Origin of the sequence: Zhongshania aliphaticivorans (genome assembly GCF_902705855.1) — a bacterium.
Taxonomy (GTDB): domain Bacteria; phylum Pseudomonadota; class Gammaproteobacteria; order Pseudomonadales; family Spongiibacteraceae; genus Spongiibacter; species Spongiibacter aliphaticivorans_B.
The window spans coordinates 25,552-51,624 of the sequence record NZ_CACSIJ010000004.1 but is presented as its reverse complement, the minus strand read 5'-3'; the positions used below and the strand labels follow the sequence as shown (position 1 = coordinate 51,624).

Sequence of the window (26,073 nt, the reverse complement as noted above, 5' to 3'; positions counted from 1 at the left end):
AAACACTATGTGGGCACTATTGCCGTTAAAAGATTTTGTACAGGCTAAGCAGCGTCTAGCGGGCAGTTTGACAGTGTCTGAGCGACGGGGTTTATTTCACGCCATGGTCGAGGATGTGCTGACAGTATTGGCGGCACACCCCGGTTTTGAGCGCATCGTGGTGGTGTCAGATGATCCCGCTGCGCAGTTGTTGGCTGAGCATTACGGTATAGATTGTTGGTCTGAGCGTGGCCTGGGGGTCAGCGGTTTGAATGATGTGGTCGCCGCTGCACTGCAAAAAATGGCTGAGCTTACCCACGCTCGGGTGAGCACTGCTACGGCGATGGTGGTACATGGCGATCTGCCTTTGCTGGGTGCGCAAGAACTAAACACGCTGATTGATCGGCACAAAACCTTAATGAAAACCCATGGTTCCGCGGTAAGTATTGCCACCGATCGGCATGGGAGCGGCAGTAATATTTTAGTGTGTGACCCCGCCAGAGTGCCGGCCTTGTCTTACGGGCGAGATAGTTGTGCTATTCACTTCGACGCCGCCTTGGCAATGCAATTACCAGCGCAGGTTATCTCCTTGCCGGGAATAGCGCAGGACATTGATACACGAGAAGACTTGCATCGTTTACTGGCTATACCGCCAAGCGCAGAAGCGGAGCGGACATTGGCGTATTTACATCAAGCCGGTATCGCGCAGCGATTAAGGCAATTGGACAGTGGCGCGGCAAATACGTCTACACAGGCTTGGAGTGCGGTATGAGGGATTTAGAATCCATGCTTTCTGATGTAAGTGAAAATGGCTTAGATGCTGAACAGGCTTTGTTATTGGCAGATATGACAGAGACTGAGTCGCTGATGACGGCAGCGGCGGCTTTACGTGATCGTGGTTTTTACAACGGCGTGAGTTATTCCCGTAAGGTGTTTATTCCGCTTACGCATTTGTGTAGAGACGTTTGTCATTACTGCACTTTTGCAAAAACGCCAAAAAAAATAGAGCAAGCGTATCTACCTGTTGAGCAAGTATTAGCGCAGGTAAAAGTCGCCGAGAGCATGGGCTGTAAAGAGGCGCTGTTTACGCTTGGTGAGAAACCTGAGTTGCGTTACAAGGCAGCACGCGAGGCGCTTGCCGAAATGGGTTTTGCCACTACCTTAGAATACCTTGCCGATGTTGCAGGACGGGTTTTGGCAGAAACCAATGTGCTCCCGCATATCAATGCGGGCTGTATGGACGAGGCAGAAATTGCCATGTTGCGTCCAGTTTCTGCATCCATGGGTATCATGCTTGAGTCTGCTTCGAGTCGCTTATGCGAAAAAGGTATGCCGCACTATGGTTCGCCTGATAAAGATCCTGCGCTGCGTTTAGAGACCATTGCGCGGGCAGGTAGAGCGAAGGTGCCGTTTACCTCAGGCATCTTAATTGGAATTGGCGAAACTCGTCGCGAGCGAGTGGAGTCCTTATTGGCCTTGCGTGATTTGCATGAACGCTACGGCCATCTCCAAGAAATAATAATTCAAAATTTTAGAGCCAAACCAAATACCAAAATGGCCACTGCTCCCGAGCCAGATCTGAATGAATTATTATGGACTATTGCCGTTGCGCGCTTGATTTTTGGATCGCAGATGAGCATTCAGGCGCCGCCAAATTTGAGCCCCGGTGTGCTGCCGCAATTGGTGGCTGCTGGGCTAAATGACTGGGGCGGCGTATCGCCCTTAACGCCCGATTTTGTGAATCCCGAAGCGCCTTGGCCACATTTAGAAACCCTCACCAAAGAAACAGCTGGGGCGGGAAAATATTTGCATGAACGGCTGACAATTTACCCTAAATACGTGCGCGATTACACGCGCTGGTTAGATCCGGCTTTGCATACCAAAGTGCTGCATTACAGCGACGGCCAAGGCTTGCCCAAAGAAGATAATTGGGTAGCAGGGCAGGATATTGAGGCACCGAAAGCGGAGCTAGATTTACTGCGACCAGAGCCTGAACTATTAAAAGACTATGCGCCGGTATCGGTAGATATTACGCGATTGTTAGAGCGGGCACTGCGTGCAGAAGCCTTAAACGAAAATGAGATAGTTCGCCTATTTAGCGCACGCGGTAGTGACTTTGCGGCGGTGTGTCACGCGGCTGATCAGCTGCGTCAACAGCAGTGCGGCGACAGGGTGAGTTATGTTGTTACGCGCAATATTAATTACACCAATGTCTGTTATTTCAAATGTCAGTTCTGCGCATTTTCAAAAGGCAAGCTAAGCGAAAATTTGCGCGGCCGTCCCTATGATTTATCAGGCGAAGAAATAGCGCGGCGCGCTACCGAGGCGTGGCAGCGGGGTGCCAGCGAAGTGTGTATGCAAGGGGGAATACACCCAGAATACACCGGCCAAACCTACCTCGATATTGTGGCAACGCTGCGCGCGGCGACGCCGGATATGCATATTCATGCCTTCTCGCCCCTAGAAGTGTGGCAGGGCGCAGAAACCTTGGGGCTAGATTTAGAAAGCTATTTGCAGCAACTTAAAGACGCGGGTTTACATACTCTGCCAGGCACCGCAGCGGAGGTGCTTGACGATGATGTGCGAGCAGTATTATGCCCAGATAAAATAAATACCGAACAATGGTTGGCAGTAATGGCTGCCGCTCATCAGGTGGGGCTGCGTTCGACGGCAACCATTATGTATGGTCATGTTGATAATTATCAGTCTTGGGCGCGGCACTTAATGGCTGTGCGACAATTACAGGTAAAAACTGGCGGCTTTACCGAGTTTGTGCCGCTGCCATTTGTACCGCCAGAGGCGCCTATTTACTTAAAAGGCCGAGCTCGGCGCGGGCCTAGTTTCCGCGAGGCGGTGCTGATGCACGCAATCGCAAGGCTGGTTTTTAATGGCCTAATCGACAATATTCAAGCTTCTTGGGTGAAGATGGGTGAGCAGGGCGTAGAGGCTTTACTTAACGCTGGTGTGAATGATCTTGGTGGCACCTTGATGAACGAAACTATCACCCGCGCCGCCGGTGCGGTGCATGGTCAGGAAGCGGCGCCAGATTTAATGGAAGCTCGTATTCGTCGCGCAGGTCGTCGGCCTTTTCAGCGCAATACTTTATATGGCGCGGCCGATGAACAACAACGTCAGCGCTCTCATATTGCTGCGCCACTTGAGGCACTTGTGAATACACCGGCTCATAAATACGAACGCAGTAAATTGACAAGCGACGATGGTTTGATCGCAGTCGGGTAAATAGCTCACCCACAATAATAAGGATAATAAATGGCTACCTACGCATTAACCGGCGGCGCTACAGGCATTGGCGCGGCAATCAAGGTGCAGCTTCGTGAAGCGGGTCATCAAGTTATCGTTGTCGATCTGGCCGACGGTGATATTTGCGCAGACTTATCGGACTCGTCGGGTCGCCAAAAAGCGATAGATGGCATCCGAGCGTTAGCGCCAAATGGCCTAGATGGTTTTATTCCCTGTGCTGGTCTTGGGCCATCGGTCCGGCCCTTCTCCCTGATTACCAAAGTGAATTATTTTGCGGCGGTAGCGGTAACGGAGGGTGTGCTAGATTTATTGGTGAGGTGTAAAGGCAGCATTGTCATGATTGCATCTAACTCGGCTGCGATGGTAGGGCATGACGACTACGTTGAATTAATGCTCAGTGACCAAGAAACCGCTGCCTGTGATTTGATTGAAAATAAAGACGGGCATAGCGCCTATGCGGGCTCCAAACATGCGCTTAGTTGCTGGCTGCGCCGCAATGCGCCGGACTATGCTCGTCAAGGCGTGCGCTTAAACGCCGTGGCGCCCGGCATTATCAATACGCCTTTAAGCGATAAAGTACTGGCAGATAAAGACCTTGGCCAAGTTATGAAAGACTTTGGCGACAGCGTGCCGCTGGGCGCCATCGGCAGGCCCGAGCAAATAGCCGATGTAGTGTGTTTTATGTTGAGCAGCAAGGCGAGCTTTATGGCGGGATCTATCGTCTTTGTCGACGGTGGTCACGACGCGATGTTGCGACCGGATCAGTTTTAAAGACAGCTGGTACTTAGATCTTAGTGCCAGCCAGTTTGCCAATGTACGGGGTTTTTTAAGTCTCGCCAATCAATGTCAAATTCACGCTTTGTCATAATGGCTTCCATTAAGCAGTGCACCACAACGCCGTCTTCGTTGAATTCTACCTCCCTTATCAGAAAATGTTTTTCTTTATGCTTTGGTTGAACTGCAGTCCATTTGCTATTAAGGAGCTTTTTCGGGTTTAAGGTAATCATGGCAATTTCATACTGTGTTTTGACATTGGAATCATAGGCTCGATATTTTTGCATACGATTGGGGTTTTGTTTTAGATGATGGATTTATTTCCGGTTTTAATGCGCGAGCTTGGAAATACATGGTCTTAGCTTGATAATGCCGTTTCGCAGCCGGTGTTGGTGATTGCGAAATTGGAGTGTACATGTCGCTGATTGCCCCGCTTATCCCCATAATTCTACCTGTTATTTTATGCGCCGCTATTGGCGTATTTTGGGTGAGGTTTCGACAGCCTTTTGACCATGAGTTTGTGCGTCGCATTGTATTATGGGTTGGCGCGCCAGCGTTAATTGTGGGTACCCTCGGAACAACGGTTATTTCCACCGAGCTGCTCCAGCACGTGCTGTTTGCCAGTGTGTGTATGCTGGTTTTTTCAGCTCTTTTTGCGGCCATCGCGTGCTTGGTATTACGCATTGATATGCGTAATTTTCTGGTGCCCTTGGTCTTTGGTAATTTCGGTAATATGGGCTTGCCGCTGTGTCTTTTTGCGTTCGGGCAGGAAGGCCTGGCAATTGGCTTGGGTATATTCTTAACGACGACAATAGCGCATTTTTCCTTTGGCGCTGCGGTACTGAGTGGCAAGGCCGTGGTTAAGGGCGTGCTCAGCTCTCCGATTATTTATGCCGGTGCTATTGCCTGCCTACTTATTTTTAATCACTGGAGTTTGCCGCTGTCTTTGCAGAACACCTTGGGATTACTCGGTGGGCTTTCTATTCCGCTAATGTTGATCACCTTGGGCGTGTCCTTGAGTTCACTCAAGTTACATGAGGCGGGAAAGTCAGTTGGCTTGGGCGTGTTGAGGTTGTTAGTGGGGCTAGCTGGTGGTTTTGCGGCGGTGTACTTTTTGAATCTTGAAGGCTTGGAGCGCAAGGTGGTGTTATTGCAGTCGGCAACGCCAGCGGCGGTGTTTAACTATCTATTGGCGATGCAATACAAGCGTGAACCCGACGTGGTGGCGGGCATGGTGGTTAGCTCTACCTTGATCAGTTTTATTAGCATTCCGATATTACTGTATTTTTTAGGCGTGTAGTTTGTGGGTTTCGCCCTGACAGCCTTTTGTCAGGGCGGAGCGGCTATTAGCGCACGATGATTTTCTTTTTGGCGCGTTTAATTTCTTCTTCTAATCTTTGGTATATCGCCTGTACGTCAACGTCGCCGCCGACGGCCGCGCGGCTGGATATTTGAGTGACGGGGAAGATGGCCTCATCTTTGAATGGCACTTCAAGTGCGCGGCTACGGCCTAAGCGGTCGATATAAATCACCCATTTTAGATCGTTCTCTTTACGCAGGTGGTCGCCGACGACAATACCCATTGCCTGCAGTAAGCGAGTTTGGTCGCCGGTGACGAGTTTGCGATCTAGCAAGGTTTGAATAAGACGCAGGTCATTATCGCGACTTTCACCAAAACTGCGGCCCAATTCCATGCGGCTAAGGTCGTTTAGCTGGCTGCGACTGTCTTCCATGTATTTTTCATCTGTGGGGGTCATGGGGTCTGTGCGCCAAGTATCGGCTATACTTAGCGGCGCTAAAATAAGCAGAAGTGCTACGGCTAGGAAACGCATTGGGTTTTCTCCTGTCTCAACTCGGCAAAACTTGGCTTTATATAAGGCTTTTGACTGCGCTTAAGTGAATTCGTTTCGCGAAAGTGGCTAGCCTAACTGGTTTACATTGATTTGTCCCTTGAGCTGTGTGGCACTGGCCAGTACCATTAGCGGCTTGCACCAATTTTGGAGATACCGGCATGATTTCGGGTAGTGTGGTCGCCCTAGTAACCCCGATGCACAGCGATGGCAGTATTGACTGGCAAGCGTTGTCGCGTCTGATCGAGTGGCATATAGAGCAGGGAACAGACGGGATCGTTGCAGTGGGCACCACTGGCGAATCTGCGACCCTTGCGATGGATGAGCACAAAATGGTCATTAAGGCCTGTGTTGATCAGGTTGCCGGTCGTATAAAAGTGGTTGCCGGCACGGGTGCAAACTCCACTGCCGAAGCCATTGAACTGACCAAAGTGGCGCGTGAAGTGGGCGCAGATGCCTGCTTGTTGGTGACGCCTTACTATAATAAGCCCACCCAAGAGGGCTTGTATCGGCACTATATGGCGATTGCCGACGCAGTCGACATCCCTCAAATTTTATACAATGTACCCGGGCGTACCGCCTGCGATATGTTGAATTCAACGACCATTCGCCTTGCGGAGCACCGCAATATTATCGCGATCAAAGACGCGACGGGTGATTTGGCACGCGGTAAAGAATTAATTGATGCTGTCGGTGACAAGCTTGACGTATTGTCTGGTGACGACGCAACTGCAGCAGAGCTAATGCTATTAGGTGGTAAAGGTAATATTTCGGTCACCGCTAATATTGCTCCCGCCGCGGTTAAGTCTGTGTGCATTGCGGCAATGTCGGGTGATAAAGAAGCGACGGCGGCGGCTGATGCGCCACTACGTATACTCCACGACCGTCTATTTGTAGAAGCTAATCCAATACCTGTGAAATGGGCTTTGTTAGCCATGGGTATGATGGAAGACGGAATTCGCCTGCCCTTGACTGTATTAAGTGAAGCGGCACAACCAAGCGTTACTGAAGCGTTAACGCAAGCGGGATTATTAGACTAGATGAGCACATTTATGCGCAGCACCGGTTTTCGATTAACAGTAATGAGCCTCGGGCTAACCGTCTTGTCGGGCTGCTTCGGCGGAGATGGCATGTTTCGCGATCGGGGGCAGGATTACCGCCGCGCAAAACTTAGCGCGCCGCTAGAGCTGCCGCCGGGGATACATTCAGAAACACTAGATGATCAATATGTCGTGCCTGGTATTCAAACTCATAAGCCTCTTCCCGGTACGTTTGAAGCACAACGCCCAGAACCTATCACGAAAAATGTGGGTACTGCTGAGGTTAAAATTCAAACATTGGAAGATCGCAGTTGGATTTTGTTAGACGGCGACCCAAATCAGGTGTGGCCGCGGATGCGCGTATTCTTAAGCCGTGCCGGTTTAGATATTGCAAAAGCCGACGGTAAGACGGCGATTATTGAAACCCAGTGGCGTGATCCAGACGGTGATGGCGCCAGTCGTGAACGTTTCCGCTTTCGGCTAGAGGAAGGTGTGCAGCAGGGTACGAGCGAAATTCATGTGCTGGTGCAGATCAACGGCAATGATCAATGGCCACAAAAATCTGACAGTTCTCAGCGCGAATCGCAAATGGTGCGTGTAGTGGCGCAGTATTTGGCTGATCGCGAAACGGCGGGCTCGGTGTCTGTTCTTGCTCAGCGTGCCGATGGCAAGGGCAAGATATTTATTGAAGGTGGCGACAGTGGTCCAGATAGCCGCCATTTGCGTTTACAGCTTCCCGTCGATCGCGCATGGGCTGCACTGGGCTTGGCCTTGGTCAAAGCGGGCTTTGAGATTGAAGATGACCGCCGCGAAGTCAATAAATATTGGCTCACCTACGCTGATCCTGAAGAGGAGCAAGCCGGTTGGTTTGCACGTACCTTTGGTGCGCGTCGCAATAATTTAAGCCGCTATGTGGTTGAAATGCGTGAGTTCGGGCCGGAAGAGGCACGCATTTATTTGAATTATCAAAAAGGTCGTCGTTTACGTGACGCCGAGCGCGAAAAATTGCTGAACCGCATTATGGGGTATTTGTATTAGTGCGCTTTGCATCTCTGGGTAGTGGCAGTAAAGGCAATGCTACCCTGCTGGAAACTGATCAAAGCTGTGTGCTGATCGATTGCGGATTTACTATTAAAGAAACCGAACGGCGCATGGCGAGACTAGGCCGCTCGCCGACGGATTTGGCTGCAATACTCGTTACCCACGAACACAGCGACCATATCAAAGGTGTGCTGCCGCTGGCTCGAAAGTACAAACTGCCGGTGTACTGCAGCTACGGCACTGGAGAATATGGGCAGATCCGGCTGTCTCACCACTGGAAAAATTTAGCCCTCGGATTAGAGGTCGATATTGGCGGGATTTCGGTAACGCCAGTTGCGGTGCCGCACGACGCACGTGAACCCTGTCAATTTGTGTTCAGATACCAAAAAAAAACATTTGGGCTGCTCACAGATTTAGGTAGTATTACGCCCTTCGTTCGGGAGCACTACCGCTGCTGCGACGCCTTGCTTTTAGAATGCAATCACGACGTGACTATGTTGGCCAATGGCCCTTATCCGTATTCATTGAAACAGCGGGTTGGCGGCGATTGGGGGCATTTGAATAATCAGCAGGCGGCAAATTTACTGGCCGAAGCTGAGGTTAGTCAATTACAGCATGTGGTTATGGCTCATTTGAGCGAACAGAACAACACCCCCGCCTTGGCGAGGGCGGCAATAGAACCAATGTTGGCAAACAGTGACGCGCTGCTGTCTGCCGATCAAGACGCCGGTTTCGACTGGCTTGAAATAGCGTGATCATCTTGTGCTAATGAGGCAAACCATGGAAAAACGCGAAGAGTTGTATTCCGGCAAGGCAAAATCAGTCTACAAAACTGATGATTCTGACCGTTATATCCTCAACTTCAGAAACGATACCTCGGCCTTTGATGGTCTGCGGGTAGAACAGCTGGATCGCAAGGGCATGGTGAACAATAAGTTCAATGCCTTCATTATGCAGGCACTTCAAGCGGCAGGTATTCCAACCCATTTTGAAAAGCTGCTGTCAGACAACGACGCCTTAGTTAAAAAACTGGATATGTTGCCTATCGAATGTGTGGTTCGTAACATCGCCGCAGGCTCGATTGTGAAGCGTTTGGGTGTAGAAGAGGGCAAGGAATTAAATCCACCTACCTTTGAAATGTTCCTTAAAAATGACGCACTGCACGACCCGATGATCAACGAATACCACATTCGTTCTTTCGGTTGGGCCAATGACGCGCAGTTAGATCGTATGAAAGAGCTGACCTTTAAAGTTAACGACGTATTGAAAACTATGTTTGCCGATGCGGGCATGCTGTTAGTTGATTATAAGTTGGAATTCGGTGTGTTCAGCGATGGAGAAATCCACTTGGGTGATGAATTCTCACCTGATGGTTGCCGTCTGTGGGATGCCGATACCCGAGAAAAACTCGATAAAGACCGCTTCCGTCAGGGCTTAGGGAATGTGGTTGAGTCCTACGAAATTGTTGGTCGCCGCTTAGGCATAGATTTTGACGCTTGATAGATGAAAGTCGGTGATCTTAGGGTATTGTCATAAAAGCGCGGTATCCTAAGGCGCACTCTTCACTAGTGAGCAAATCTAACTCGTCATGACTAGATTACGCCCCCAACATCGCCTATCTCTGCTGGCAGTATTATTACTCTGCCTCAGCTGGTCTGTGTGGTTACAGGGTAATCATGTTCACATTGCCGAACACACGGCGATTGATGCTTGTGTGGTGTGTCATTATGGCGCGGCAGCCTTGCCGTTCACCCCAAGTAGCCCAGAAATTACGCCCTTTGTTATTGCTGTTGGCGCAGTATTGTCGATTGCAACGACACAGCCACGGTTAAATTTACGTCCTCCTACACGTGCCCCACCTTTAAATATCCTCGTTTAAACGCAGAAATTCAGATTCGCTGATTTGTCTCACAAGCTAGCTCGCTACCTGTGCCTAAGCTTAATGGCTTGGTGTGCAGCCTCAGATCCGTGGACGCGATGGTGAATTCCTGAATCACATATAGCTTTGGCCGCACTAGTGCACCAATGACGATGAATTGATACGCAGGATGTTTAGTCATGAAAAAATATTTTTTACCTCCGTTGGTGGCATTGGCTGCTACGCCGGTATTTGCCGCAGAAAATAATCGTATTGAGCATGTGTTGGTGACCATGCCAATACATAAGAAAGAAGCGCAAACCGCGTTGCCAGTGACCGTACTGGGCGGCGAAGAACTTAAAAGGCAAGCCGCCGCGACAATTGGTGAAACCCTAAATAATTCACCTGGGCTCAGCAGTGCGAGTTTTGGCCCGGCTGTAGGCCAGCCGGTTATTCGCGGGCAACAAGGTCCACGGGTGCAGGTTTTGCAAAATGGCTTGTCGGCCTTGGATGTGTCCACCAATAGCGCCGATCATGCGGTGTCAGTTGAGCCCATACTCGCAGACAGTATTGAGATACTGCGGGGGCCGGCGACCATGCTGTACGGCGGTGGCGCAATTGGCGGTGTGATCAATGTGGTGGATGGTCGTATTCCTGCTAAAGCGATAGACGGTGTAAATGGGGTTGCGGAGTTTCGTAGTAGCAGTGTTGATGACGGTCGTAGCGGCGTATTTCGTGTCGATGCGGGTGATGGTCGTTGGATGCTGCATGTTGATGGTTTGTACCGAGACTGGTCAGACCCAGATATCCCTGGGCTTGCCATCAATCCTCGTAATATCGACGATATCGAAGACAACACAGACGGCAGTATTGGCAATGCAAGCGGTAGAACCCGCCGTGTGACGGTGGGCAGTAGCTATCACTTTGAAGACGGTTATTGGGGGCTGAGTTATACCGAGTTGAGCAATCAATATGGTATTCCCTCGGGGGTGCACCATCATGAGGAGGAACATGACGAAGATCATGACCATGGTGAGCATGAACACGAAGAACATGAGGAGGAAGGCGTAAGCATTGTTATAGATCAAACACGCTGGGATATGGCTGGCGATCTACATTTTGATGGATTTATCGATATTCTGCGTTGGCGTATGAGCTACAGCGACTATCAGCATCAAGAGGTGGAATCTAGTGGTGAAGTGGGTACTACGTTTAGCAAAGAGGCGTGGGCGGGGCGCGTAGAACTGACGCACAGAGCGTGGGGGGCGTGGCATGGTGTCTGGGGCTTACAGTGGCTCAATGCGGATTTCTCTGCATTAGGTGAAGAGTCCTTTGTTCCAGAAAATACCACGCGATCCATCGGCTTATTTTGGCTTGAAGACTACCACGCGGACAAATGGTCATTAGAAGCAGGGCTACGTGTCGATATAGATAGGCTGGAAACGTCACATACTATTGCTGATGATCAACAGGAAACTAGTTACAGCGCCTCCCTAGCGGGTATATATGATGTCAATGAGATTTGGAGCGTGTCACTGGCGCTGTCCGAGTCTCAGCGGGCACCCAACGCAGAGGAGCGCTTTTCAAACATTGGCAATGATGAAGACCATTACGTTGTACACGGTGCAACAGGTGCGATTGAGGTGGGTGATGCCAATTTAACGAACGAAAAATCGCGCAATGCAGACTTTATTATTCGCGCGGACTTTACTGCGGTGACGGCTAAGTTGACCTTATTTCACAACCAGTTTTCCGATTTCATCTACCTAGATAATAGCGGGACTCAAATAGATGAGACCGACGTCCTGCAATACCGTCAGCAAGATGCGGTGTTTGAGGGCGTCGAATATGAGTTGAATTATCGCTATACACCGCAAGGCGCAGAGCATTCGTATCAGCTGAGTTTGTTCGGTGATCGAATCAATGCCGAGTTTGATAATGGCGAGGACGTGCCTCGTCTGCCGCCGGCTCATGATGGTCTTAGCATCGCGTGGGATTGGCGGAACTGGTAGGCGGATATCAGCTATATTCATGCGCAGGCGCAAAACAAAGCTGGTTTAAATGAGTCGTCTACTGCTGGATACAATCGTGTTGATGCCAGCGTGTCACGTAGCTTTCAGCTTGCGGGGAATGAATACACGGTATTGTTAAAAGGACGGAATTTAGGGGATGAAGAAATACGTAGCAGTTCGTCGTTTATTCGCGATTATGCGCCCGAGTCGGGGATAAATATCGAGCTTGCATTACATGTCCAATTTTAATAAATAAAAAAATAGCTATAAAAAGTCCACTGAAACTCATTTGAGGTGGACTTTTTGCCTTTAAGAAAAAATATTAAGCTCTAATCTCAATGTGAATATGCCGCATATTTTATGAACTGCGGAACATTCGCCATCAATGCCTTGTCAGATTAGCTGAATACGGAAGTAAGCGGTGCATTATATTTGCGTTTTTAAATTCTATTTTCAGCTGTTTAAGGGAGCGAAAGAGCATGAATAAAGAGCAGGCCGAAGGCCGTTGGCGTGAATTTACCGCGAAAGTAAAGCAGCAATGGGGCGATCTAACGGATGACGAGGTATTGCAGGCAGAAGGTAATATCGACGCGATCGCAGCTAAAATTCAGCAAAAATACGGTGATTCTAAAGAAGCCGTTGCCAGTAAGCTGAATCAACTTATGGAGAAATTTGAAAAATGAAAAATTTACTTAAAAGTATGAAGTCTACTCAAAGCAGCAAATTACTAGTTGCCTTCTTTTTATTGGCAAGCACCGTATTTGCAGTGAGTGCTTGCGAGGAAAAAGGCGCCGCAGAAAAGGCGGGAGAAAGTATCGACCAAAGCATGGAAAGTGCGAAAGACTCCTATAAAGAAGGCGTTGAAGAAGTTAAGGATGAAGTGGACGATCACAGCTAATCCTTTTTAGCGTTTATTTGGAGTGAATGTAGATTTGATCTCATTCACGTCTTAAAAGCCGGCTGACATGACGCATTTTTTTGCGATCACCAATCAGCCGGTTTTTTTATTGGGTATACGAAAGTTCTCGCCTTACAATAGCCTATAAGCTGCGATTAAATTAGGAGTCTTAGTGCCGTCGTATTCTACTCGTCTTGATCGATTTATTAGTGCAAGTCTTGGCGTTAAGCGCGGCGATGTTCGGCTTTTATTGGCAGCTAGGCGGGTGAAAGTAGATGGTGTGGTGGCGACTGATATTGCGCAAGCCATCGGCCAGTTTTCGCATGTCAGCGTAGGCAATAAAGTTTTGCAGGCCACGCGCCCACGTTATTTGATGATGAATAAACCAGTTGGCGTGGTTAGCGCGACGAAAGATGAGCGCCATACCACGGCGCTTGATTTACTCCCTGCTGCTGAGCGCGAAGGGCTGCATATTGCTGGGCGCTTAGATTTTAATTCAACGGGCTTACTGCTACTTACCAACGACGGATTGTGGTCGCGTCGTTTGAGTTTACCAGAGCGTAATATCGCTAAAGTGTATACGGTCACCGTCGCACAGGCGTTGAATAGCGATTATATCGAGGCATTTGCTGCGGGAATGTACTTTGAGTATGAGGGCATCACCACTCGCCCTGTAGAATTAGAAATACTTAGCGATTATGTCGCCAAACTCAGTTTAACTGAGGGGCGTTATCACCAGATCAAGCGTATGTTTGGCCGTTTTCAAAATGAAGTGCTGACCTTGCATCGCGATGCCATTGGGCCGGTGGAATTAGATCCGCAGCTACTACCTGGCCAGAGCCGATATTTAAGAGCCGATGAGTTGAACAGCTTGGCTTAATATTTAAGGCGATTGGCGTTGCACGGCGTTTAAAAATCTTATTCTATACATCACTGCTTGTTTATCGTCCGTTTTATTTTTGGAGCCCAAGCCAGCTATGGCTGATTTACCTATTCAATCTGTTATTCCTGATATTCGCTCGGCGCTCACTGAAGGGAATGAGCTGGTCTTAGAGGCGCCGCCAGGGGCGGGTAAAACCACCTGGGTACCACTGGCGTTGCTGAGGGAGTCATGGCTAGAGAATCAACGTATCGTCATGTTGGAGCCTCGCCGCATAGCGGCTAAATCGGCCGCAGAACGGATGGCTGAGCTATTAGGTGAGCGGGTTGGCCTTACTGTTGGCTACCGCATGCGTATGGAAACCGTCGTTAGCCACGTGACGCGGATCGAAGTAATTACCGAGGGTATACTCACCCGCATGTTGCAGGACGACCCATCATTGGATGGGATTGGTCTACTTATTTTTGACGAGTTTCACGAGCGCAGTCTCGATGCCGATCTCGGCTTAGCCTTAACACTAGAAAGTCGTAATTTATTTGGCGACTTACGCAATACGCCTCTGAAGTTATTGCTGATGTCGGCTACCCTAGACGGCAGCCGAGTATCAGAATTACTTGATGGCGCGCCGGTGGTGCGTAGTCTTGGTCGGCAGTTTCCCGTTGAAATACGCTATGGCGAGGCGTATCGCCCAAATCAATTTTTAATTGACCGAGTATGCGGCACAGTTCGACAAGCTATTGAGGAGAACTCCGGCAGTATCTTAGTGTTTTTACCAGGGCAGGCTGAAATACGTCGTTGCCTGACAAAGCTCTCCGCCGAGCATTCATCTGAGTCGGTGATATTTGCACCACTTTACGGAGATTTAAGTCTTACAGAACAGCGCCGTGCGATAGCACCTACCGATTCTGGTGTTCGCAAAGTGGTTTTGGCAACGAGTATTGCTGAGAGCAGCTTAACAATTGACGGCATTAGCGTCGTGGTAGATTGCGGTTTGTCACGGGTGCCGAGCTTTGACCCGAGAACGGGAATGAGTCGCTTAGATACTCGTCGCCTTTCCCGTGCTTCGGCAGATCAGCGTGCAGGTCGCGCGGGACGTTTAAGTGAAGGTGTATGTTATCGGCTGTGGAGCGAAGCGCAGAATAATGAGTTATTGGCGTTTAGCGAGCCGGAAATTGCGCAGGCAGATTTGGCGAGCTTATGTTTGCAAATACTGCGTTGGGGTATTGATGACGCGGCGAAATTACGCTGGATGGATCCACCGCCCGCAGCGGCATTTCAGCAAGCAGTGGATTTGCTTTTAAAGTTGGGTGCAGTCACTAAGGTGAATGGGCTTGTGAACATAACAGCCCACGGCGAGGCGATGGCGGGTCTGCCGGTGCACCCTCGTTTGGCGCATATGTTGTTAAAAGGTCAGGCGCTAGCTAGTGGGGCATTGGCCAGCGAACTGGCGGCAATTTTGAGTGAGCGGAGTTTTGGTCCCAAAGATAATGCAGATATCCAACTGAGATTAGCGATGATGCGTGGAGAGTTCCATGTCGATCGCCAATCTCAGGGCCTTGTCGCAAGGCTTAAAAAACAGCAGCAACAATTTCTGCGGCTTTTATCTAAGCATGCCGCGCAAGGTAAAACGACCGTCGAGCTTGATGTAGACGCTGGTGTGCTGCTTGCCTTTGCATATCCGGATCGCATTGCAAAACAGCGTCGCGAGCGCAGCAGCGACTATGTTTTAAGTAATGGCCGCGCTGCGAGTTTACAGATGGCGGATGGCCTGAATTATTCGCCGTATCTTGTTGCCGCCGCTCTTGGTGGCGTGGCGGGGAATCGTAGCGATAGTATTTATTTGGCCGCCGCACTAGACAGCCGTCATTTTGAGGGGGCGTTGGCCGATATGGTGACGACCCAGAGTTATGCAGAATGGGATGAGGCCAAGGGACGTTTTATTGCTGAGCGGCGACATACGCTTGGTGCGCTTGTTTTGAAAAGTGAAACGCTTCGCGACGCGTCAGCGGATGAGAAGCGCACAGCGCTGCTAGACTTTGTATGCAGGCGCGGTCTAGGCGTTTTAGACTGGTCCGATGGCGTTTTGCAGTGGCGTGCGCGGGTGAGTTTATTGGGTTGTCTTGATTGTGAGCCAGGTCATTGGCCGGATGTTAGTGATGAAGGTCTACTTGCTGGGCTCGATACATGGTTGTCGCCTTACCTCGATGGCGTAAATTCATTGCAAGGGATTAAGCGCTTAGATTTGAGCCGTATATTGGCTTCATTATTGGATTGGCCTCAGCAGCAGGCTTTGAATAGTTTGGCACCCGAGTCATTTATCGTGCCGTCTGGTTCTGCTAAGAAAATAGATTACTGCCAGTCACCGCCGGTGCTGGCCGTTAAATTACAGGAAATGTTTGGTTGCCAAGACACCCCTAATATTGCCAACGGCAAGCAGCCGTTGACGGTGCACTTACTGTCCCCTGCACGGAGGCCTTTGCAGGTAACACAAGATCTGGCGGGTTTTTGGCGAGGCAGTTATCAGGACGTTAAAAAGGAAATGAAGGGGCGCTATCCAAAACATCCCTGGCCTGATGATCCGACTACCGCTGTTGCTACAGCCCGTCTAAAACCTAAGCCGACGTAAAATGGTAAAATTTCTGCCCATAAAAAAGCCCCGTTAGCTCGTGCTACGGGGCTTTGCTTTCTGGCATATTTCAGCCAAGGAGCTTAGAAGCGAACTGCTGCACCAATAAGGATGCCATCTGAGTCGACGTCTCCGCCGCCATTGATTTCAGTGCTTTCGTCAAAGATGCTTGCGTAAATCTCAACCTGCGCGCTTGGGAAGAAGCTGGCATCTAGACTGATAGTGTCGCTAGAGAAGTCACCAACATCGGTAATACCGGCACTTAAACCAAGGCCAAACATATTGTTGAAGTAGTAGGTGCCGCCAACATCGATGTGGTAGCCGCTGTCGTCGTCGGTGTCGATATAGCCGACTGCTACGTCATAGCCAACTGACGCACCTTGATTCAGTGCATTCACGCCATGGAATGTAACGTCTAGGTAGTCTACGTCGGCATTGTCGTCGTCTTCAGTCGAGTAGCTTACAACGACATCAGTTGTGTCGTTTATATAGGTACCCACGCCGACACGAATGGTATCCACGTCTGCAAGACCGGTGTCTACGGTTGACCAATCTGCTTCGATGATGAGGTTGCTACCAGTAACAAAGCGACCGCCAATATTGGTGGTTTCGATGTCGTCGGCACCTGCAAAGTCTGGTTCAACGCTAAGAAACGAAAAATCAACGAAAGAAGATTTGTCGAGGAAGCTGGCTTCTGCGAGTGGTCCTTTGCTGGTGTCTACCTTATCAAAGTGGAATTCACCACCAACGCCGAAACCGTCGTAATCAGTACCGCCGATTTCGCCACTTGTGTAAACGCCGCCGAGTTCAAATTGATAATCTGCGTATGCTTGACCTGCGGTTGCCAAGGCGATGGCACTTGCTAATACAATCTTTTTCATTTTGGTCACTCCCCGTAAGAACTGATCACTACGATAAACCTCGTCTGTGACACAGCTATTTCCATTGTGTGATGTTTTTATATTTTCCATTTTAGATGCACCAATATAATGCGTTTGCGTTATTTCGGTGCGATCACGACTGAGGTTAACACAGTAGTTTGGACGTAGGGAGTGGGGCAAGCTTGGTATTATTGCCGTAAATTTGGCCGGAAATAATTTATTTTTGGCTGCCGTAATGTTGATATTGGGCTAAGACCTCATCCATCTCTTGCTTGCTTAATAGGGTCGGGCCACCGCTCTGTAAACTGAAAAAATAGTTCGCAGCCAGCGCTTCTACTTCCTTTGCTAGGGCAAGCGCTTTGCCGGGGTTGCTGCCATAGGCAATTTGTCCGTGGTTAGCTAATAGGCAGGCTTTGCGGTTACGGAGTGCTTCGCTAACAAGACGAGACAGTTCTTCACTGCCGTAGAGGGCGTAGGGTGCGCAGGGTATAGAGTCGCCCCCAGCCACGGCGACCATGTAGTGGAATGCCGGTATTTCTCTGCGCTGACACGCCAGCACAGTGGCGTAGCGGGAATGGCAATGTAACACTCCGCCTGCATTGGGGTGGTCTTGATAAATTTGCCAATGCATACGCCATTCGCTGGAGGGCTTTAATTGCTGCTTGGCAATTTCCCCTTCCGGAGTGATATAGACCAAATCAGAGGGACGTGTATTGGCGGCAATTTGGCCGGTGGCGGAAATTAGCATGCCGCCATCACTGGTCTTGACTGAGACATTACCGCTGGCGCCAGGGCTAAGTTGCGCGCTAGCCATGTCGTGCAAGGCAGCGACGAGCTGAGCGCGCTCCTGACGGAATTCCATTAGGCGGCGTCTCTAAGTGCCTGAATGCGCTTCTCCAATGGTGGATGAGAGCTAAATAAAGCCGCTAAGTCGGTTTTCTTCTGGCTGCTGATGGCGAGAGCCGTTAATTCGCCAGGCATATCGACCGGCAACTCCTGTTGGGATTGCAGGCGTTGAAGCGCGGCTATCATATCGTTGCGGCCTGCTAGGCTTGCGCCAGCGGCATCCGCACGGAATTCACGCCAGCGCGAAAACCACATGACAATGGTTGAGGCGAGAATGCCCAACACCATTTCAGCAATGAAGGTGGTGATGTAAAAGCCAATGCCGTGGCCGCGCTCTGTTTTAAATACTGCGCGATCTACGGTATGGCCAATAATGCGGGCAAAGAACATCACAAAAGTGTTCACCACACCTTGAATAAGGGTCAGTGTAATCATATCGCCGTTAGCGACGTGGCCAATTTCGTGGGCGAGTACGGCGCGTACTTCATTGGGCTTCATTTGTCTGAGCAGACCCTCTGACACCGCGACTAAAGCGGAATTTTTGTTCCAGCCGGTTGCAAAGGCATTGGCCTGTGGCGACGGAAAAATACCGACTTCCGGCATACCGATTCCGGCTTTTTGAGCTAGTTCGGCGACGGTCTCTAGCAGCCAGCGCTCATTGTTGTTACTGGGCTGAGTGATGATTTGGGTGCGGGTGGCACGCTTAGCCATCCACTTAGATATGAATAGTGAAACCAGCGAGCCGGCCATGCCGAATACCGCGCAGAAAACCAAGAGCGAGCCTAAATCTAGGTCGATGTTGTTTTCGGCCATGATACTTTCAACACGAAATAAGCTTAGGGTAATACTTGCTACTAGAACAATGGCCATATTGGTGGCCAAGAACAGTAAGAGACGCATCATTTGCTAGGTTTCCGTTTAATTGATACTGCCTATTAGATGGAGTTCAATGCTCGCAGTTTCAAGTTACAGAATAAGATTTTCGTCTTTATCTGTTGCAGAAATATCGCTCTCGGAATCTTCCTGTGTAGGCTCAGTTGGCTGGTCGATGTTGTTTTCGGCGTCGCCCAGTAAATCTTCGTGCTGGCTCATAATTGGCGGGCCAGCTTCAACCTTTGGGTGCGCGGTTTCGTCGGTTTCGCATTCAAGTGGATGGGCGCGTAGCTCAATATTTTTGCTGCTTTGTTCAAATACCACATTGATTGCCTCATCGCGGTGTACCGTGCGGTACAGTACACGTTTGTCGCGGCCGTCAACCCATTCAAGCTGTTTGCTGAGGTAGTGTCCGTGCTGATTTTGAATAACAAATACAGTTGCCATTGGTGCCTTAAATTGTCGTAAATATTTTATGTTAGGGCGTGATTTTAACGCGTTTGGTGCTCAGCTTGAACAGAGCCTTGTTCATCCATGCTGTTCGTCTAGTAGCACGTCTTTAGCATGATTAATTTGGCTGGCAAGGAAATCATTGCCGCCGCGGTCGGGGTGAAACTTTTGCATGAGTTTGCGGTGGGCGCTAATGATGTCGTCTTTGCTGGCACCTTCTTCTAAACCAAGGGTGGAAAGGGCTTGGGCTTTGTTCATGGGCGCAGTATTGGTCTTTGGCTTGTTACTGCCGCTGTTATTTTCTTGTTTATTCGACTCTAAACGCTGGTAGACGTATTTCAGTGCTAGTTGGCGCACAAAGGGGAGTGCGCCGCCTATAACGCCGGCAATCCATGGCACCCGCCCTGTTAGCGATAGTAAAACCAACGCCGCCGCACCTAGGCCAATGACGAGTGTCATGTAATAGGCGCGCCGCTCTTTGGCGGGTTTGAGCTGCACAAGTTTTACAAAGCGATATAAACCGTACAAAACCACGGCGGCAAAAAGTAAACGAATAATCATATTAATCCTTATAGCGAGGGTGCTTGTTGTTATGCATGCCATCGCAGTTTTCAGCTGTGCTAAAGTATATAGCCTTGTGGGTTACATACCCACTATTGCGACCACCTCGCGGATATGGATTTAAAAATGGCCTCTGGATTTTCCCCCGCCCAGCGCTTCGTGCTTTTCCAATCGCTCTATCAAGCTAGTCAATCTGGTGATAATAACTGGGATCAGGTCGTCGCCCTGTTAAGTAAGGGGCAGCAGGCAGCGCAGCGCGCTCAGTTAGACAGTGTCGCGGCGCAGTTTGCCAATGGTCAGCGAGTGGTGATGGACGAGTTGCGGGAAGGCGGTGTTTTTCTTGAGTGGGAATTACAATTTCTGAAGCTGGGACTGGCGGTGGGTAATCTTGCAAAAGTGTATTTGCGTCTTGCGGAGCATTATCGTTTGCAGGCGGAATTTCAGCAAAATTTTAGGCGTTATTTGCGCTGGCCTTTGATGATCACCGTCGTCTGCGCTGTACTGTTACCGCTTTGGGGCTTGCTGGCGGGGGCTTTTGATTTGGGTACTGCGACCCTTGTCAGCTTGTTGGGCGTGCTGCCGATTGTATTGGTTTGTGGCGGTTTGAAGCTGGCCTCACGATCGCACTTTCTTCGGCTGACTAGTGTAGAGCTTGGTTTGCGCTTGCCGGGGGTGGGCAGAGCATTAATGCAGTATCAAAGTTATCATTATATGAATCACATAGCGGACTGTATTGGCGCGGGTTTTAGTCTGCCACAAGCCTTAAAACAGTCGGCTCGACGTCTGCCACCGGCGACAATGAATAGTCGGTATTACAAACTAGCTGCTGATGTAGAAGGGGGGGAGTTATTTTCCACTGCGTTATTACGCAGTGGAATTCTAGAGGGGGTGACCTTGCCGCCAGTGTCTAAATTGGGTGATGCCAAGCAAGTGCCAGCCCAGTTGGGCTTGGCTATACATCGCGTTTGTGAAGATCAGGTGGCGTTTTGGTCTGCTTATTTACCGTGGTTATTATTGGGTTTGCTTCCGTATATTGCCGTGCTTAATGCATGGTTTCTCGGCCGCTAAGCTGTTCCAGTTCTTTCACATAGTGACGGCGATCAGATAACTCGCTCTCAATTGCAAAACGTTCGGTGTTGCTCTGCCATTCGGCGTTTTTCAATAATTCCCACAATTTACGACTACATAGATTTTTTACATTCATATCATTACTTTGCTTATTCATTTACTTCTCCTTCGCGCTCTCTGCGCCTTCTTCCGTCATCAACTATCTGTCTTACGTCGGTATTTAACTACCGTTGACTACTATCTCTGTTGTCTGTGACAGCCTTATGACAAGACTATTTTTTGTATAAAAACACTGAGATTTACTGACCGATTATGGTGCGACTATGAAATTTTTAGTCGCGGAGGTCATCAAGATAGATGACTTCTGGTACACCTTGGTGGGGTAAATTGCAGAAAGCCATAGTATCTTGAGCAATTGATCTTAACTATTGGTGTTAACACTTAATGTGTCGACACCCAGAGTACGCGGGGTTTTGCGAGGATTTTGCTGCCCTTACACGACTATTTTCAATTGCCTAAATCATTCTGTAAGCCCGTGGATTAATTACTAGAACTATCTTGGGCTTGCAAATCAGACACTACGAAGCTAGCAAAGTTCGCGCCAGTAAGTAAAGCATTTTTATTCGAAGGGATTGAAATAAATTTTGCGGGGTAGTGGGATGAGTAGCTCGGCACAGGGGCCGAGCTACTATCGGGGGCTTACTTAAAAGGTGAAGCGAACTCGCCAGAAGAAGTCAGCTTCTAATACATCTAGGTCGTCGCTATTGGTGACGTCGTCGTAGATAGGTAGTGCAGCAACAAGTTCTGTGAACAGATTGTCGGAGAATTCGATCCGTAATCTTACACCCGCATCCGCAATAGCCTGAGTGTCGCCAAAGCTGCTATTGGTGTTGTTAAACCAGCTAGCACCGTATTCGGCGAATATTGACGGCGAAATTTTGTACTCGTTCCAATTGAAGGTCTTTTCCAGGTTCGCGTTTATGTAATAACCTTCGTCACCGACGAGCACACCAGGTAAATAAGCACTTAGGGTGTTCATGCCACCAAGTACAAATTGCTGCTGCTGTGGTACTTGTTCGTCGGAAAATTGCGCGTTAGCCGCAAAGGACAACAGTGTGTTGTCAGCAACTTGTACCATATAGCGGGCGCTAGCTTGCAGCGCTAGGAACTCAGCAGTACGTGCAGCTGGAACAACGTCAGGTACGATTGTGCCGGGGAACTGTTGTGCGAATGCTGCTTGATATTGATCGTAGTTGTCGAGCGTGCCGCCATCGCCGAAGCCCGCTAAGAAGTTGATTCCCATATTTAGCTGTGCCGCGGGCAGTTCTTCGGTTTTATAGCGTGCTTTTTGGTATTTCAGGCCGATATCGACGACTTGGTAGGTTTCTTCTAGCAGCTTGCCGTTGGTGCCGGCTTGCTCAACGATAGAGTCAATGTGTTCGACTTTTTCGGTAACGGATAGACGAGAATCTATGCCGCTGAACAGAATTTGTTCACCTCTGAATGCCGCTTGCAGGATTTCGGCGTCTAAATTAACCGTAGTAATAGAGGTGCTTGTGCTACAGCCAATTAAGCCGAGTATGCAAAGGCCGGTTTGGGTTTGGGCGACTCTTGGGTCTCTACTGTACTCAACGTAAGACAGATCCATGCCGTAAAGACCGCTAACGAAGGGGTGGTCTATGCTAAGGCTGAATTGGTCTAGGCTATCGCCATCACGCGATTCACCTAAATCAGTGAATGTTGTTTGGTAGGCAAGTGATAATTCGGTGCCATTCTCGAAATCGTGCTTGATACCGGCCAAGCCGAAGTAGCGGCCTAAGAAGCGACTACCTTTATTGTTTGCTTCAAGAATAAAGTCAGTGCGGTCGTAGTTTTCGACAGCGGTTTTAGTCATTACCAACGCAACTGCATTGTTACCAGTTTCTTGGTAAGACATGCTGTATTCGTAGCCACCGCGTTCGGCTTTAAGATTTGCCAATATCCGCGCGCGATCAAATTCAGAAATAGTCAGGTCGGTATCGCCGGCCAAACCATCAAAATACGGCCGAATGTCCGCGTCGCCGCGAATTTCAGATAGCGTTAGCTGCTCAACGAAGACCACAACGCCGTCGTTTTCACGTGCGTATCGAATTCTTACCAGCAGGTGACCGCTTTGATAGTAACGTTTAGTGAGGTTAATAATGCCTTCTGCAGGCGTTTTTGCGCTGCTGAGGATGTTTTTGACGTCACTGTCAGCAAGGTAGCGGTTACCTAATACTCGCACATTGGTGCCGTTAATAGTTGCTGATACCTCTGCCGCAGCTACGGCGCTGTATGCGCTTGCTTGTGCTGGTGTGGCGAGTTGTGGCGGCATTACGGGGGGCAAATCGATTGCCATGGTGCTCTCCCTAAAAAGTAAAATCTATTGACCCGCCACATGGCGGGCCGTTGAGGTCTGTATTACTTAGTGTTGATGATGGTCAGTTCTACGCGGCGGTTTTCCGCGCGACCAGCTGTAGTGTCGTTATTTGCAAGAGGCTTAGCTTCGCCGTAACCCTGTGCAACTAAGCGCTCGCCATTTACGCCGTGATCCGTTAGGTAGCGTTTGACTGACTGCGCGCGATTTTGAGATAGCGTCAGGTTGTAGTTGTCGCTGCCGATGGCATCAGTGTGACCAGACACTTCAATTTTCTCAGCATCTGATTGCTGAATAACCGCAACGGCTTTGTCTAAAATGGTTGTCGCATTAATGGTTAAGATAGCGCTGTTCGTTTCGAAGAATACCCCATTTAAGCGCAGCGGGGCGGCGTCGCTTAAGTGGCAACCATTGGCAAGTACAGCACTGCCGATGGGCGTATCTAGACATTCGTCTTGTTCGTCGCAAACACCGTCGATATCTAGGTCGGTACAGCTGTTGTCACTATTGGGATTGGTGTCCATGCTGTCGCGATCTAGCAGTGCAAGCAGAGCGGGTTGATCAAATGGACCATTACCTAAGCCGCCCGCAAGACCGCCGTTGCTATTGCCGCCACCGCCAAGTGCGTCGTTTACAATGCCATTACCATCGCTGGTATTGGTGTCATTATTCGTGAGGGCGTCTTCTAGGCTGCCGCCGGTAAGGTCAGCTACTGCACCGTCAAGTGGGTTGGTGATGGGGTCGATTATGTCTAGAATTGGCTCGGTCACGGGTGAGAGTGCGTCAAGCAATGTTTCACCTAGTTCATTATCGACAACTGATGTAGCTGGGTCTAAGCCTTGATCAAGACTATCGATGATAGGTGCTATCGCGTCGCCAACCAATTCGGTAACAGGTTCTAATGGCGATGTTTCTCCACCATTGCCGTCACTGCCACCTAGTAAGTCATTTACGATGCCGTCGCCGTCTGAGGTGTTGTCATCGTTATTGGTTAACGCATCTTCGACGCTGCCGCCAGTAAGGTCAGCTACAATGCCATCGACCGGGTCGGTAACGGGCTCTACTGCGTCAAGCAGTGGGTCGACAACAGGGCTTAGTGCATCTAGTAATGGCTCGCCAACTTGATCGTCAATAGCATCAGTGACGGGGTCAAGCGCGGTATCTAATGCAGAGACTAGGCTGTCGATAGACTCACCAAGTGGGCCGGTGATGGGCTCGAGAGCAGAGCTTTCTCCAGCTTCGGTGCCGCTGGCAGAGTTAGCGTTGCCACCGCCTAGTAAGTCGTTTACTAGACCGTTGCCGTCTGCGGCATTGTCATCGTCGTTGGTCAGCGCGTCTTCAAGGCTGCCGCCGGTTAAGTCCTCAACAATACCGTCTACTGGATTAGTAACGGGCTCTAGCGCGGCTAAGATCGGATCTGTTACTGGGGCTAGTTGGTCGAGTACTGGCTCCAGAACTTGATCGTCAATGACGTCTGTAAGAGGGTCTAAGCCAGTATCAATAGTGTCAATTAAGTCTGAAATACCGTCACCCAGCGATGCGGTAATGGTGTTCAGAGGAGATGTTTCGCTGCCGTCACCTGCTGTAGAGGTATTTGAGCCGCCGAGTAAATCGTTAACAATGCCGTCGCCGTCTGAGGTGTTGTCATCGTTATTTGTTAGCGCGTCTTCGACGCTGCCACCAGTGATGTCTTCTAGCAGCCCGTCTACTGGGTCAGTTACGGGTTCGAGGTTGGCAAGCAACGGTTCAGTGATAGGCGTCAGGGCATCTAATAAGGGTTCGCCGACATTGTCATCAATGGCATCTGTTACTGGGTCTAAAGCCATGTCTGCAGCGCTAACCAGGTTGTCCAGTGAGTCGCCAAGTGGGCCGGTAATGGGAGCTAGAATGGAGGCTTCTCCCGCCTCCGTGCCACTGTCGTTGTTGGCAGACTCGCCACCGAGCAAGTCATTAACGACGCCGTTGCCATCGGCGGTGTTGTCATCAATATTGGTCAATGCGTCTTCAAGACTGCCGCCGGTAAGGTCGGCAACTAGCCCGTCTACTGGGTCGGTTACTGGCTCAATCGCATCAAGCAATGGGTCTAGGCCGGGTGCAAGGGCATCTAGAATGGGTTCAAGCAGTTGATCATCGACCACGTCAGTTAATGGGTCGAGTCCAAGGTCGAGGGCGTTAATAAGTGGTTCTAGCGTTGCACCCAAGCTGGCGCTAATAGAGCCAAGCGGAGAAAGCTCGCCCGCTTCAGTGCCGCTGCCAGGTACTTTTGGTCCACCCAGTAGATCGTTGACAATCCCATCGCCGTCTGTGGTGTTTTTGTCGATATTCGTTAAAGCGTCGCTTACGCTGCCTCCGGTGAGATCCGCAACAATGCCGTCAATCGGGTCAGTAACGGGTACCAGTGCGCCGAGTAGAGGATCTGTGAGGGGGGCGAGTGCGCCTAACAAAGGCGTGCCAAGTTGAGCATCAATAGGATCGGTAAGCGGGTCGAGTGCGATATCGATTGCGTCTACCAAAGGAGCAAGTGAGTCACCTAGTGGTTTAGTAATCGGAGCAATAATGGATTTGCTGTTCGCGACGCCTTGAGGGTTCTTGGGTGCAAGTAAGGCACCGATATTGACGATTCTGGTGAGTTCTTGTGCGTTTACGGGCGCGCTTACTGTTAGGTTGGCTGCAGCCGATAATATGATTACGGACGCGAGTCCTGTGGGCGGTCGTAAATTCATCATATTTTTCATCCTGAGTAGTCAATGAATCCGATGTCTATGCATTTAGTTACCAAT

At 49.8% G+C, this 26,073-nt stretch carries 25 protein-coding genes; 15 read left to right on the top strand and 10 right to left on the bottom strand.

The features are described from left to right. The first annotated feature begins 7 nt into the window (after nt 1-7). The 3 genes from cofC to GVJ32_RS04325 are packed head-to-tail and all read left to right on the top strand — an operon-like array spanning nt 8 to nt 4,011. A complete protein-coding gene (cofC, locus tag GVJ32_RS04335; RefSeq protein WP_159238839.1) occupies nt 8-751 on the top strand; it encodes a 2-phospho-L-lactate guanylyltransferase in 744 nt (247 codons plus the stop codon). Then, nucleotides 748-3,219, top strand: a complete 2,472-nt coding sequence (gene cofH, locus GVJ32_RS04330; RefSeq protein ID WP_235035037.1) for a 5-amino-6-(D-ribitylamino)uracil--L-tyrosine 4-hydroxyphenyl transferase CofH — start codon at nt 748-750, stop codon at nt 3,217-3,219. Before cofC ends, cofH begins: the two co-directional genes overlap by 4 nt. Before the next feature lie 30 nt (nt 3,220-3,249). Continuing rightward, nucleotides 3,250-4,011, top strand: coding sequence for an SDR family oxidoreductase (locus GVJ32_RS04325; RefSeq protein ID WP_159238838.1), 762 nt, complete (start codon nt 3,250-3,252; stop codon nt 4,009-4,011). Between the two features lie 20 nt (nt 4,012-4,031). Here GVJ32_RS04325 and GVJ32_RS04320 read toward each other — a convergent pair whose 3' ends face one another. Continuing rightward, complete coding sequence (locus GVJ32_RS04320) at nt 4,032-4,247, bottom strand: TIGR02450 family Trp-rich protein (RefSeq protein WP_159238837.1); 216 nt, start codon at nt 4,245-4,247, stop codon at nt 4,032-4,034. A gap of 182 nt (nt 4,248-4,429) precedes the next feature. Here GVJ32_RS04320 and GVJ32_RS04315 point away from each other — a divergent pair, with 182 nt between their 5' ends. Further along, on the top strand, nt 4,430-5,314 hold the full coding sequence (locus tag GVJ32_RS04315; RefSeq protein WP_159238836.1) for an AEC family transporter: 885 nt from the start codon (nt 4,430-4,432) through the stop codon (nt 5,312-5,314). Nucleotides 5,315-5,360: 46 nt separating this feature from the next. Here the strand turns inward: GVJ32_RS04315 and GVJ32_RS04310 are convergent, their stop codons facing one another. Next, nucleotides 5,361-5,846 carry a DUF3806 domain-containing protein gene (locus GVJ32_RS04310; protein WP_159238835.1) on the bottom strand — a complete coding sequence of 162 codons (486 nt, stop codon included), beginning with the start codon at nt 5,844-5,846 and terminating at the stop codon, nt 5,361-5,363. 179 nt (nt 5,847-6,025) lie between these two features. Between GVJ32_RS04310 and dapA the strand changes: the two genes are divergently transcribed. From dapA to hrpB, 10 genes are all read left to right on the top strand, one after another. Continuing rightward, complete coding sequence (gene dapA / locus GVJ32_RS04305; protein WP_159238834.1) at nt 6,026-6,904, top strand: 4-hydroxy-tetrahydrodipicolinate synthase; 879 nt, start codon at nt 6,026-6,028, stop codon at nt 6,902-6,904. Further along, nucleotides 6,905-7,942 (top strand): outer membrane protein assembly factor BamC, encoded by a 1,038-nt coding sequence (gene bamC / locus GVJ32_RS04300; RefSeq protein ID WP_159238833.1) that lies wholly within the window; start codon nt 6,905-6,907, stop codon nt 7,940-7,942. Then, a complete protein-coding gene (locus GVJ32_RS04295) occupies nt 7,942-8,700 on the top strand; it encodes an MBL fold metallo-hydrolase (protein ID WP_159238832.1) in 759 nt (252 codons plus the stop codon). Before bamC ends, GVJ32_RS04295 begins: the two co-directional genes overlap by 1 nt. Before the next feature lie 25 nt (nt 8,701-8,725). Next, entirely contained in the window at nt 8,726-9,445 is a 720-nt protein-coding gene (gene purC, locus GVJ32_RS04290) for a phosphoribosylaminoimidazolesuccinocarboxamide synthase (protein WP_159238831.1), read from the top strand. Nucleotides 9,446-9,533: 88 nt separating this feature from the next. Further along, nucleotides 9,534-9,824: a hypothetical protein gene (locus tag GVJ32_RS04285; protein ID WP_159238830.1), complete on the top strand. Its 291-nt coding sequence runs from the start codon at nt 9,534-9,536 to the stop codon at nt 9,822-9,824. A gap of 179 nt (nt 9,825-10,003) precedes the next feature. Further along, the gene (locus tag GVJ32_RS04280; RefSeq protein WP_159238829.1) at nt 10,004-11,815 is read left to right on the top strand and encodes a TonB-dependent receptor; all 1,812 of its coding nucleotides are present in this window, start codon (nt 10,004-10,006) and stop codon (nt 11,813-11,815) included. Nucleotides 11,816-12,294: 479 nt separating this feature from the next. Continuing rightward, nucleotides 12,295-12,498, top strand: coding sequence for a CsbD family protein (locus GVJ32_RS04275; protein ID WP_159238828.1), 204 nt, complete (start codon nt 12,295-12,297; stop codon nt 12,496-12,498). Further along, the gene (locus GVJ32_RS04270; RefSeq protein ID WP_159238827.1) at nt 12,495-12,713 is read left to right on the top strand and encodes a hypothetical protein; all 219 of its coding nucleotides are present in this window, start codon (nt 12,495-12,497) and stop codon (nt 12,711-12,713) included. The genes GVJ32_RS04275 and GVJ32_RS04270 overlap by 4 nt, the downstream gene beginning before the upstream one ends. A gap of 172 nt (nt 12,714-12,885) precedes the next feature. After that, nucleotides 12,886-13,593, top strand: coding sequence for a pseudouridine synthase (locus GVJ32_RS04265; protein WP_159238826.1), 708 nt, complete (start codon nt 12,886-12,888; stop codon nt 13,591-13,593). Nucleotides 13,594-13,690: 97 nt separating this feature from the next. Beyond that, nucleotides 13,691-16,219, top strand: coding sequence for an ATP-dependent helicase HrpB (gene hrpB / locus GVJ32_RS04260; RefSeq protein ID WP_159238825.1), 2,529 nt, complete (start codon nt 13,691-13,693; stop codon nt 16,217-16,219). A gap of 83 nt (nt 16,220-16,302) precedes the next feature. On the opposite strand, the gene GVJ32_RS04255 is transcribed toward hrpB, so the two are convergent. From GVJ32_RS04255 to GVJ32_RS04235, 5 genes are all read right to left on the bottom strand, one after another. After that, on the bottom strand, nt 16,303-17,100 hold the full coding sequence (locus GVJ32_RS04255; protein ID WP_159238824.1) for a putative porin: 798 nt from the start codon (nt 17,098-17,100) through the stop codon (nt 16,303-16,305). A gap of 217 nt (nt 17,101-17,317) precedes the next feature. Continuing rightward, nucleotides 17,318-17,962, bottom strand: a complete 645-nt coding sequence (locus GVJ32_RS04250) for a class II aldolase/adducin family protein (RefSeq protein WP_159238823.1) — start codon at nt 17,960-17,962, stop codon at nt 17,318-17,320. Next, nucleotides 17,962-18,849, bottom strand: coding sequence for a protease HtpX (gene htpX, locus GVJ32_RS04245; RefSeq protein WP_159238822.1), 888 nt, complete (start codon nt 18,847-18,849; stop codon nt 17,962-17,964). The genes GVJ32_RS04250 and htpX overlap by 1 nt, the downstream gene beginning before the upstream one ends. 63 nt (nt 18,850-18,912) lie before the next feature. Next, nucleotides 18,913-19,266: a hypothetical protein gene (locus tag GVJ32_RS04240; RefSeq protein ID WP_103684298.1), complete on the bottom strand. Its 354-nt coding sequence runs from the start codon at nt 19,264-19,266 to the stop codon at nt 18,913-18,915. A gap of 81 nt (nt 19,267-19,347) precedes the next feature. Next, nucleotides 19,348-19,830 (bottom strand): DnaJ domain-containing protein, encoded by a 483-nt coding sequence (locus GVJ32_RS04235; RefSeq protein WP_159238821.1) that lies wholly within the window; start codon nt 19,828-19,830, stop codon nt 19,348-19,350. 126 nt (nt 19,831-19,956) lie between these two features. Here GVJ32_RS04235 and GVJ32_RS04230 point away from each other — a divergent pair, with 126 nt between their 5' ends. Next, on the top strand, nt 19,957-20,898 hold the full coding sequence (locus GVJ32_RS04230) for a type II secretion system F family protein (protein ID WP_159238820.1): 942 nt from the start codon (nt 19,957-19,959) through the stop codon (nt 20,896-20,898). Here GVJ32_RS04230 and GVJ32_RS04225 read toward each other — a convergent pair. The 3 genes from GVJ32_RS04225 to GVJ32_RS04215 all read right to left on the bottom strand — a co-directional run bounded on the left by GVJ32_RS04225 (nt 20,873) and on the right by GVJ32_RS04215 (nt 26,019). Further along, nucleotides 20,873-21,055: a hypothetical protein gene (locus GVJ32_RS04225; protein ID WP_159238819.1), complete on the bottom strand. Its 183-nt coding sequence runs from the start codon at nt 21,053-21,055 to the stop codon at nt 20,873-20,875. The genes GVJ32_RS04230 and GVJ32_RS04225 overlap by 26 nt on opposite strands. A gap of 546 nt (nt 21,056-21,601) precedes the next feature. Beyond that, nucleotides 21,602-23,275 carry a ShlB/FhaC/HecB family hemolysin secretion/activation protein gene (locus GVJ32_RS04220; RefSeq protein WP_159238818.1) on the bottom strand — a complete coding sequence of 558 codons (1,674 nt, stop codon included), beginning with the start codon at nt 23,273-23,275 and terminating at the stop codon, nt 21,602-21,604. Between the two features lie 62 nt (nt 23,276-23,337). Beyond that, nucleotides 23,338-26,019, bottom strand: a complete 2,682-nt coding sequence (locus GVJ32_RS04215; protein ID WP_159238817.1) for an OmpA family protein — start codon at nt 26,017-26,019, stop codon at nt 23,338-23,340. Nucleotides 26,020-26,073 lie beyond the last annotated feature (54 nt).

What these genes read in the sequence shown, in the direction of transcription:
- GVJ32_RS04280 (WP_159238829.1), top strand. Translation starts at nt 10,004, where the DNA reads ATGAAAAAATATTTTTTACCTCCGTTGGTGGCATTGGCTGCTACGCCG.
- GVJ32_RS04325 (WP_159238838.1), top strand. Translation starts at nt 3,250, where the DNA reads ATGGCTACCTACGCATTAACCGGCGGCGCTACAGGCATTGGCGCGGCA.
- GVJ32_RS04225 (WP_159238819.1), bottom strand. Translation starts at nt 21,055, where the DNA reads ATGAATAAGCAAAGTAATGATATGAATGTAAAAAATCTATGTAGTCGT.
- GVJ32_RS04255 (WP_159238824.1), bottom strand. Translation starts at nt 17,100, where the DNA reads ATGAAAAAGATTGTATTAGCAAGTGCCATCGCCTTGGCAACCGCAGGT.
- GVJ32_RS04235 (WP_159238821.1), bottom strand. Translation starts at nt 19,830, where the DNA reads ATGATTATTCGTTTACTTTTTGCCGCCGTGGTTTTGTACGGTTTATAT.
- GVJ32_RS04310 (WP_159238835.1), bottom strand. Translation starts at nt 5,846, where the DNA reads ATGCGTTTCCTAGCCGTAGCACTTCTGCTTATTTTAGCGCCGCTAAGT.
- GVJ32_RS04215 (WP_159238817.1), bottom strand. Translation starts at nt 26,019, where the DNA reads ATGATGAATTTACGACCGCCCACAGGACTCGCGTCCGTAATCATATTA.
- bamC (WP_159238833.1), top strand. Translation starts at nt 6,905, where the DNA reads ATGAGCACATTTATGCGCAGCACCGGTTTTCGATTAACAGTAATGAGC.
- GVJ32_RS04285 (WP_159238830.1), top strand. Translation starts at nt 9,534, where the DNA reads ATGACTAGATTACGCCCCCAACATCGCCTATCTCTGCTGGCAGTATTA.
- GVJ32_RS04250 (WP_159238823.1), bottom strand. Translation starts at nt 17,962, where the DNA reads ATGGAATTCCGTCAGGAGCGCGCTCAGCTCGTCGCTGCCTTGCACGAC.
- GVJ32_RS04270 (WP_159238827.1), top strand. Translation starts at nt 12,495, where the DNA reads ATGAAAAATTTACTTAAAAGTATGAAGTCTACTCAAAGCAGCAAATTA.
- GVJ32_RS04275 (WP_159238828.1), top strand. Translation starts at nt 12,295, where the DNA reads ATGAATAAAGAGCAGGCCGAAGGCCGTTGGCGTGAATTTACCGCGAAA.
- GVJ32_RS04315 (WP_159238836.1), top strand. Translation starts at nt 4,430, where the DNA reads ATGTCGCTGATTGCCCCGCTTATCCCCATAATTCTACCTGTTATTTTA.
- cofC (WP_159238839.1), top strand. Translation starts at nt 8, where the DNA reads ATGTGGGCACTATTGCCGTTAAAAGATTTTGTACAGGCTAAGCAGCGT.
- GVJ32_RS04230 (WP_159238820.1), top strand. Translation starts at nt 19,957, where the DNA reads ATGGCCTCTGGATTTTCCCCCGCCCAGCGCTTCGTGCTTTTCCAATCG.
- cofH (WP_235035037.1), top strand. Translation starts at nt 748, where the DNA reads ATGAGGGATTTAGAATCCATGCTTTCTGATGTAAGTGAAAATGGCTTA.
- htpX (WP_159238822.1), bottom strand. Translation starts at nt 18,849, where the DNA reads ATGATGCGTCTCTTACTGTTCTTGGCCACCAATATGGCCATTGTTCTA.
- GVJ32_RS04220 (WP_159238818.1), bottom strand. Translation starts at nt 23,275, where the DNA reads ATGGCAATCGATTTGCCCCCCGTAATGCCGCCACAACTCGCCACACCA.
- purC (WP_159238831.1), top strand. Translation starts at nt 8,726, where the DNA reads ATGGAAAAACGCGAAGAGTTGTATTCCGGCAAGGCAAAATCAGTCTAC.
- GVJ32_RS04320 (WP_159238837.1), bottom strand. Translation starts at nt 4,247, where the DNA reads ATGATTACCTTAAACCCGAAAAAGCTCCTTAATAGCAAATGGACTGCA.
- GVJ32_RS04240 (WP_103684298.1), bottom strand. Translation starts at nt 19,266, where the DNA reads ATGGCAACTGTATTTGTTATTCAAAATCAGCACGGACACTACCTCAGC.
- dapA (WP_159238834.1), top strand. Translation starts at nt 6,026, where the DNA reads ATGATTTCGGGTAGTGTGGTCGCCCTAGTAACCCCGATGCACAGCGAT.
- hrpB (WP_159238825.1), top strand. Translation starts at nt 13,691, where the DNA reads ATGGCTGATTTACCTATTCAATCTGTTATTCCTGATATTCGCTCGGCG.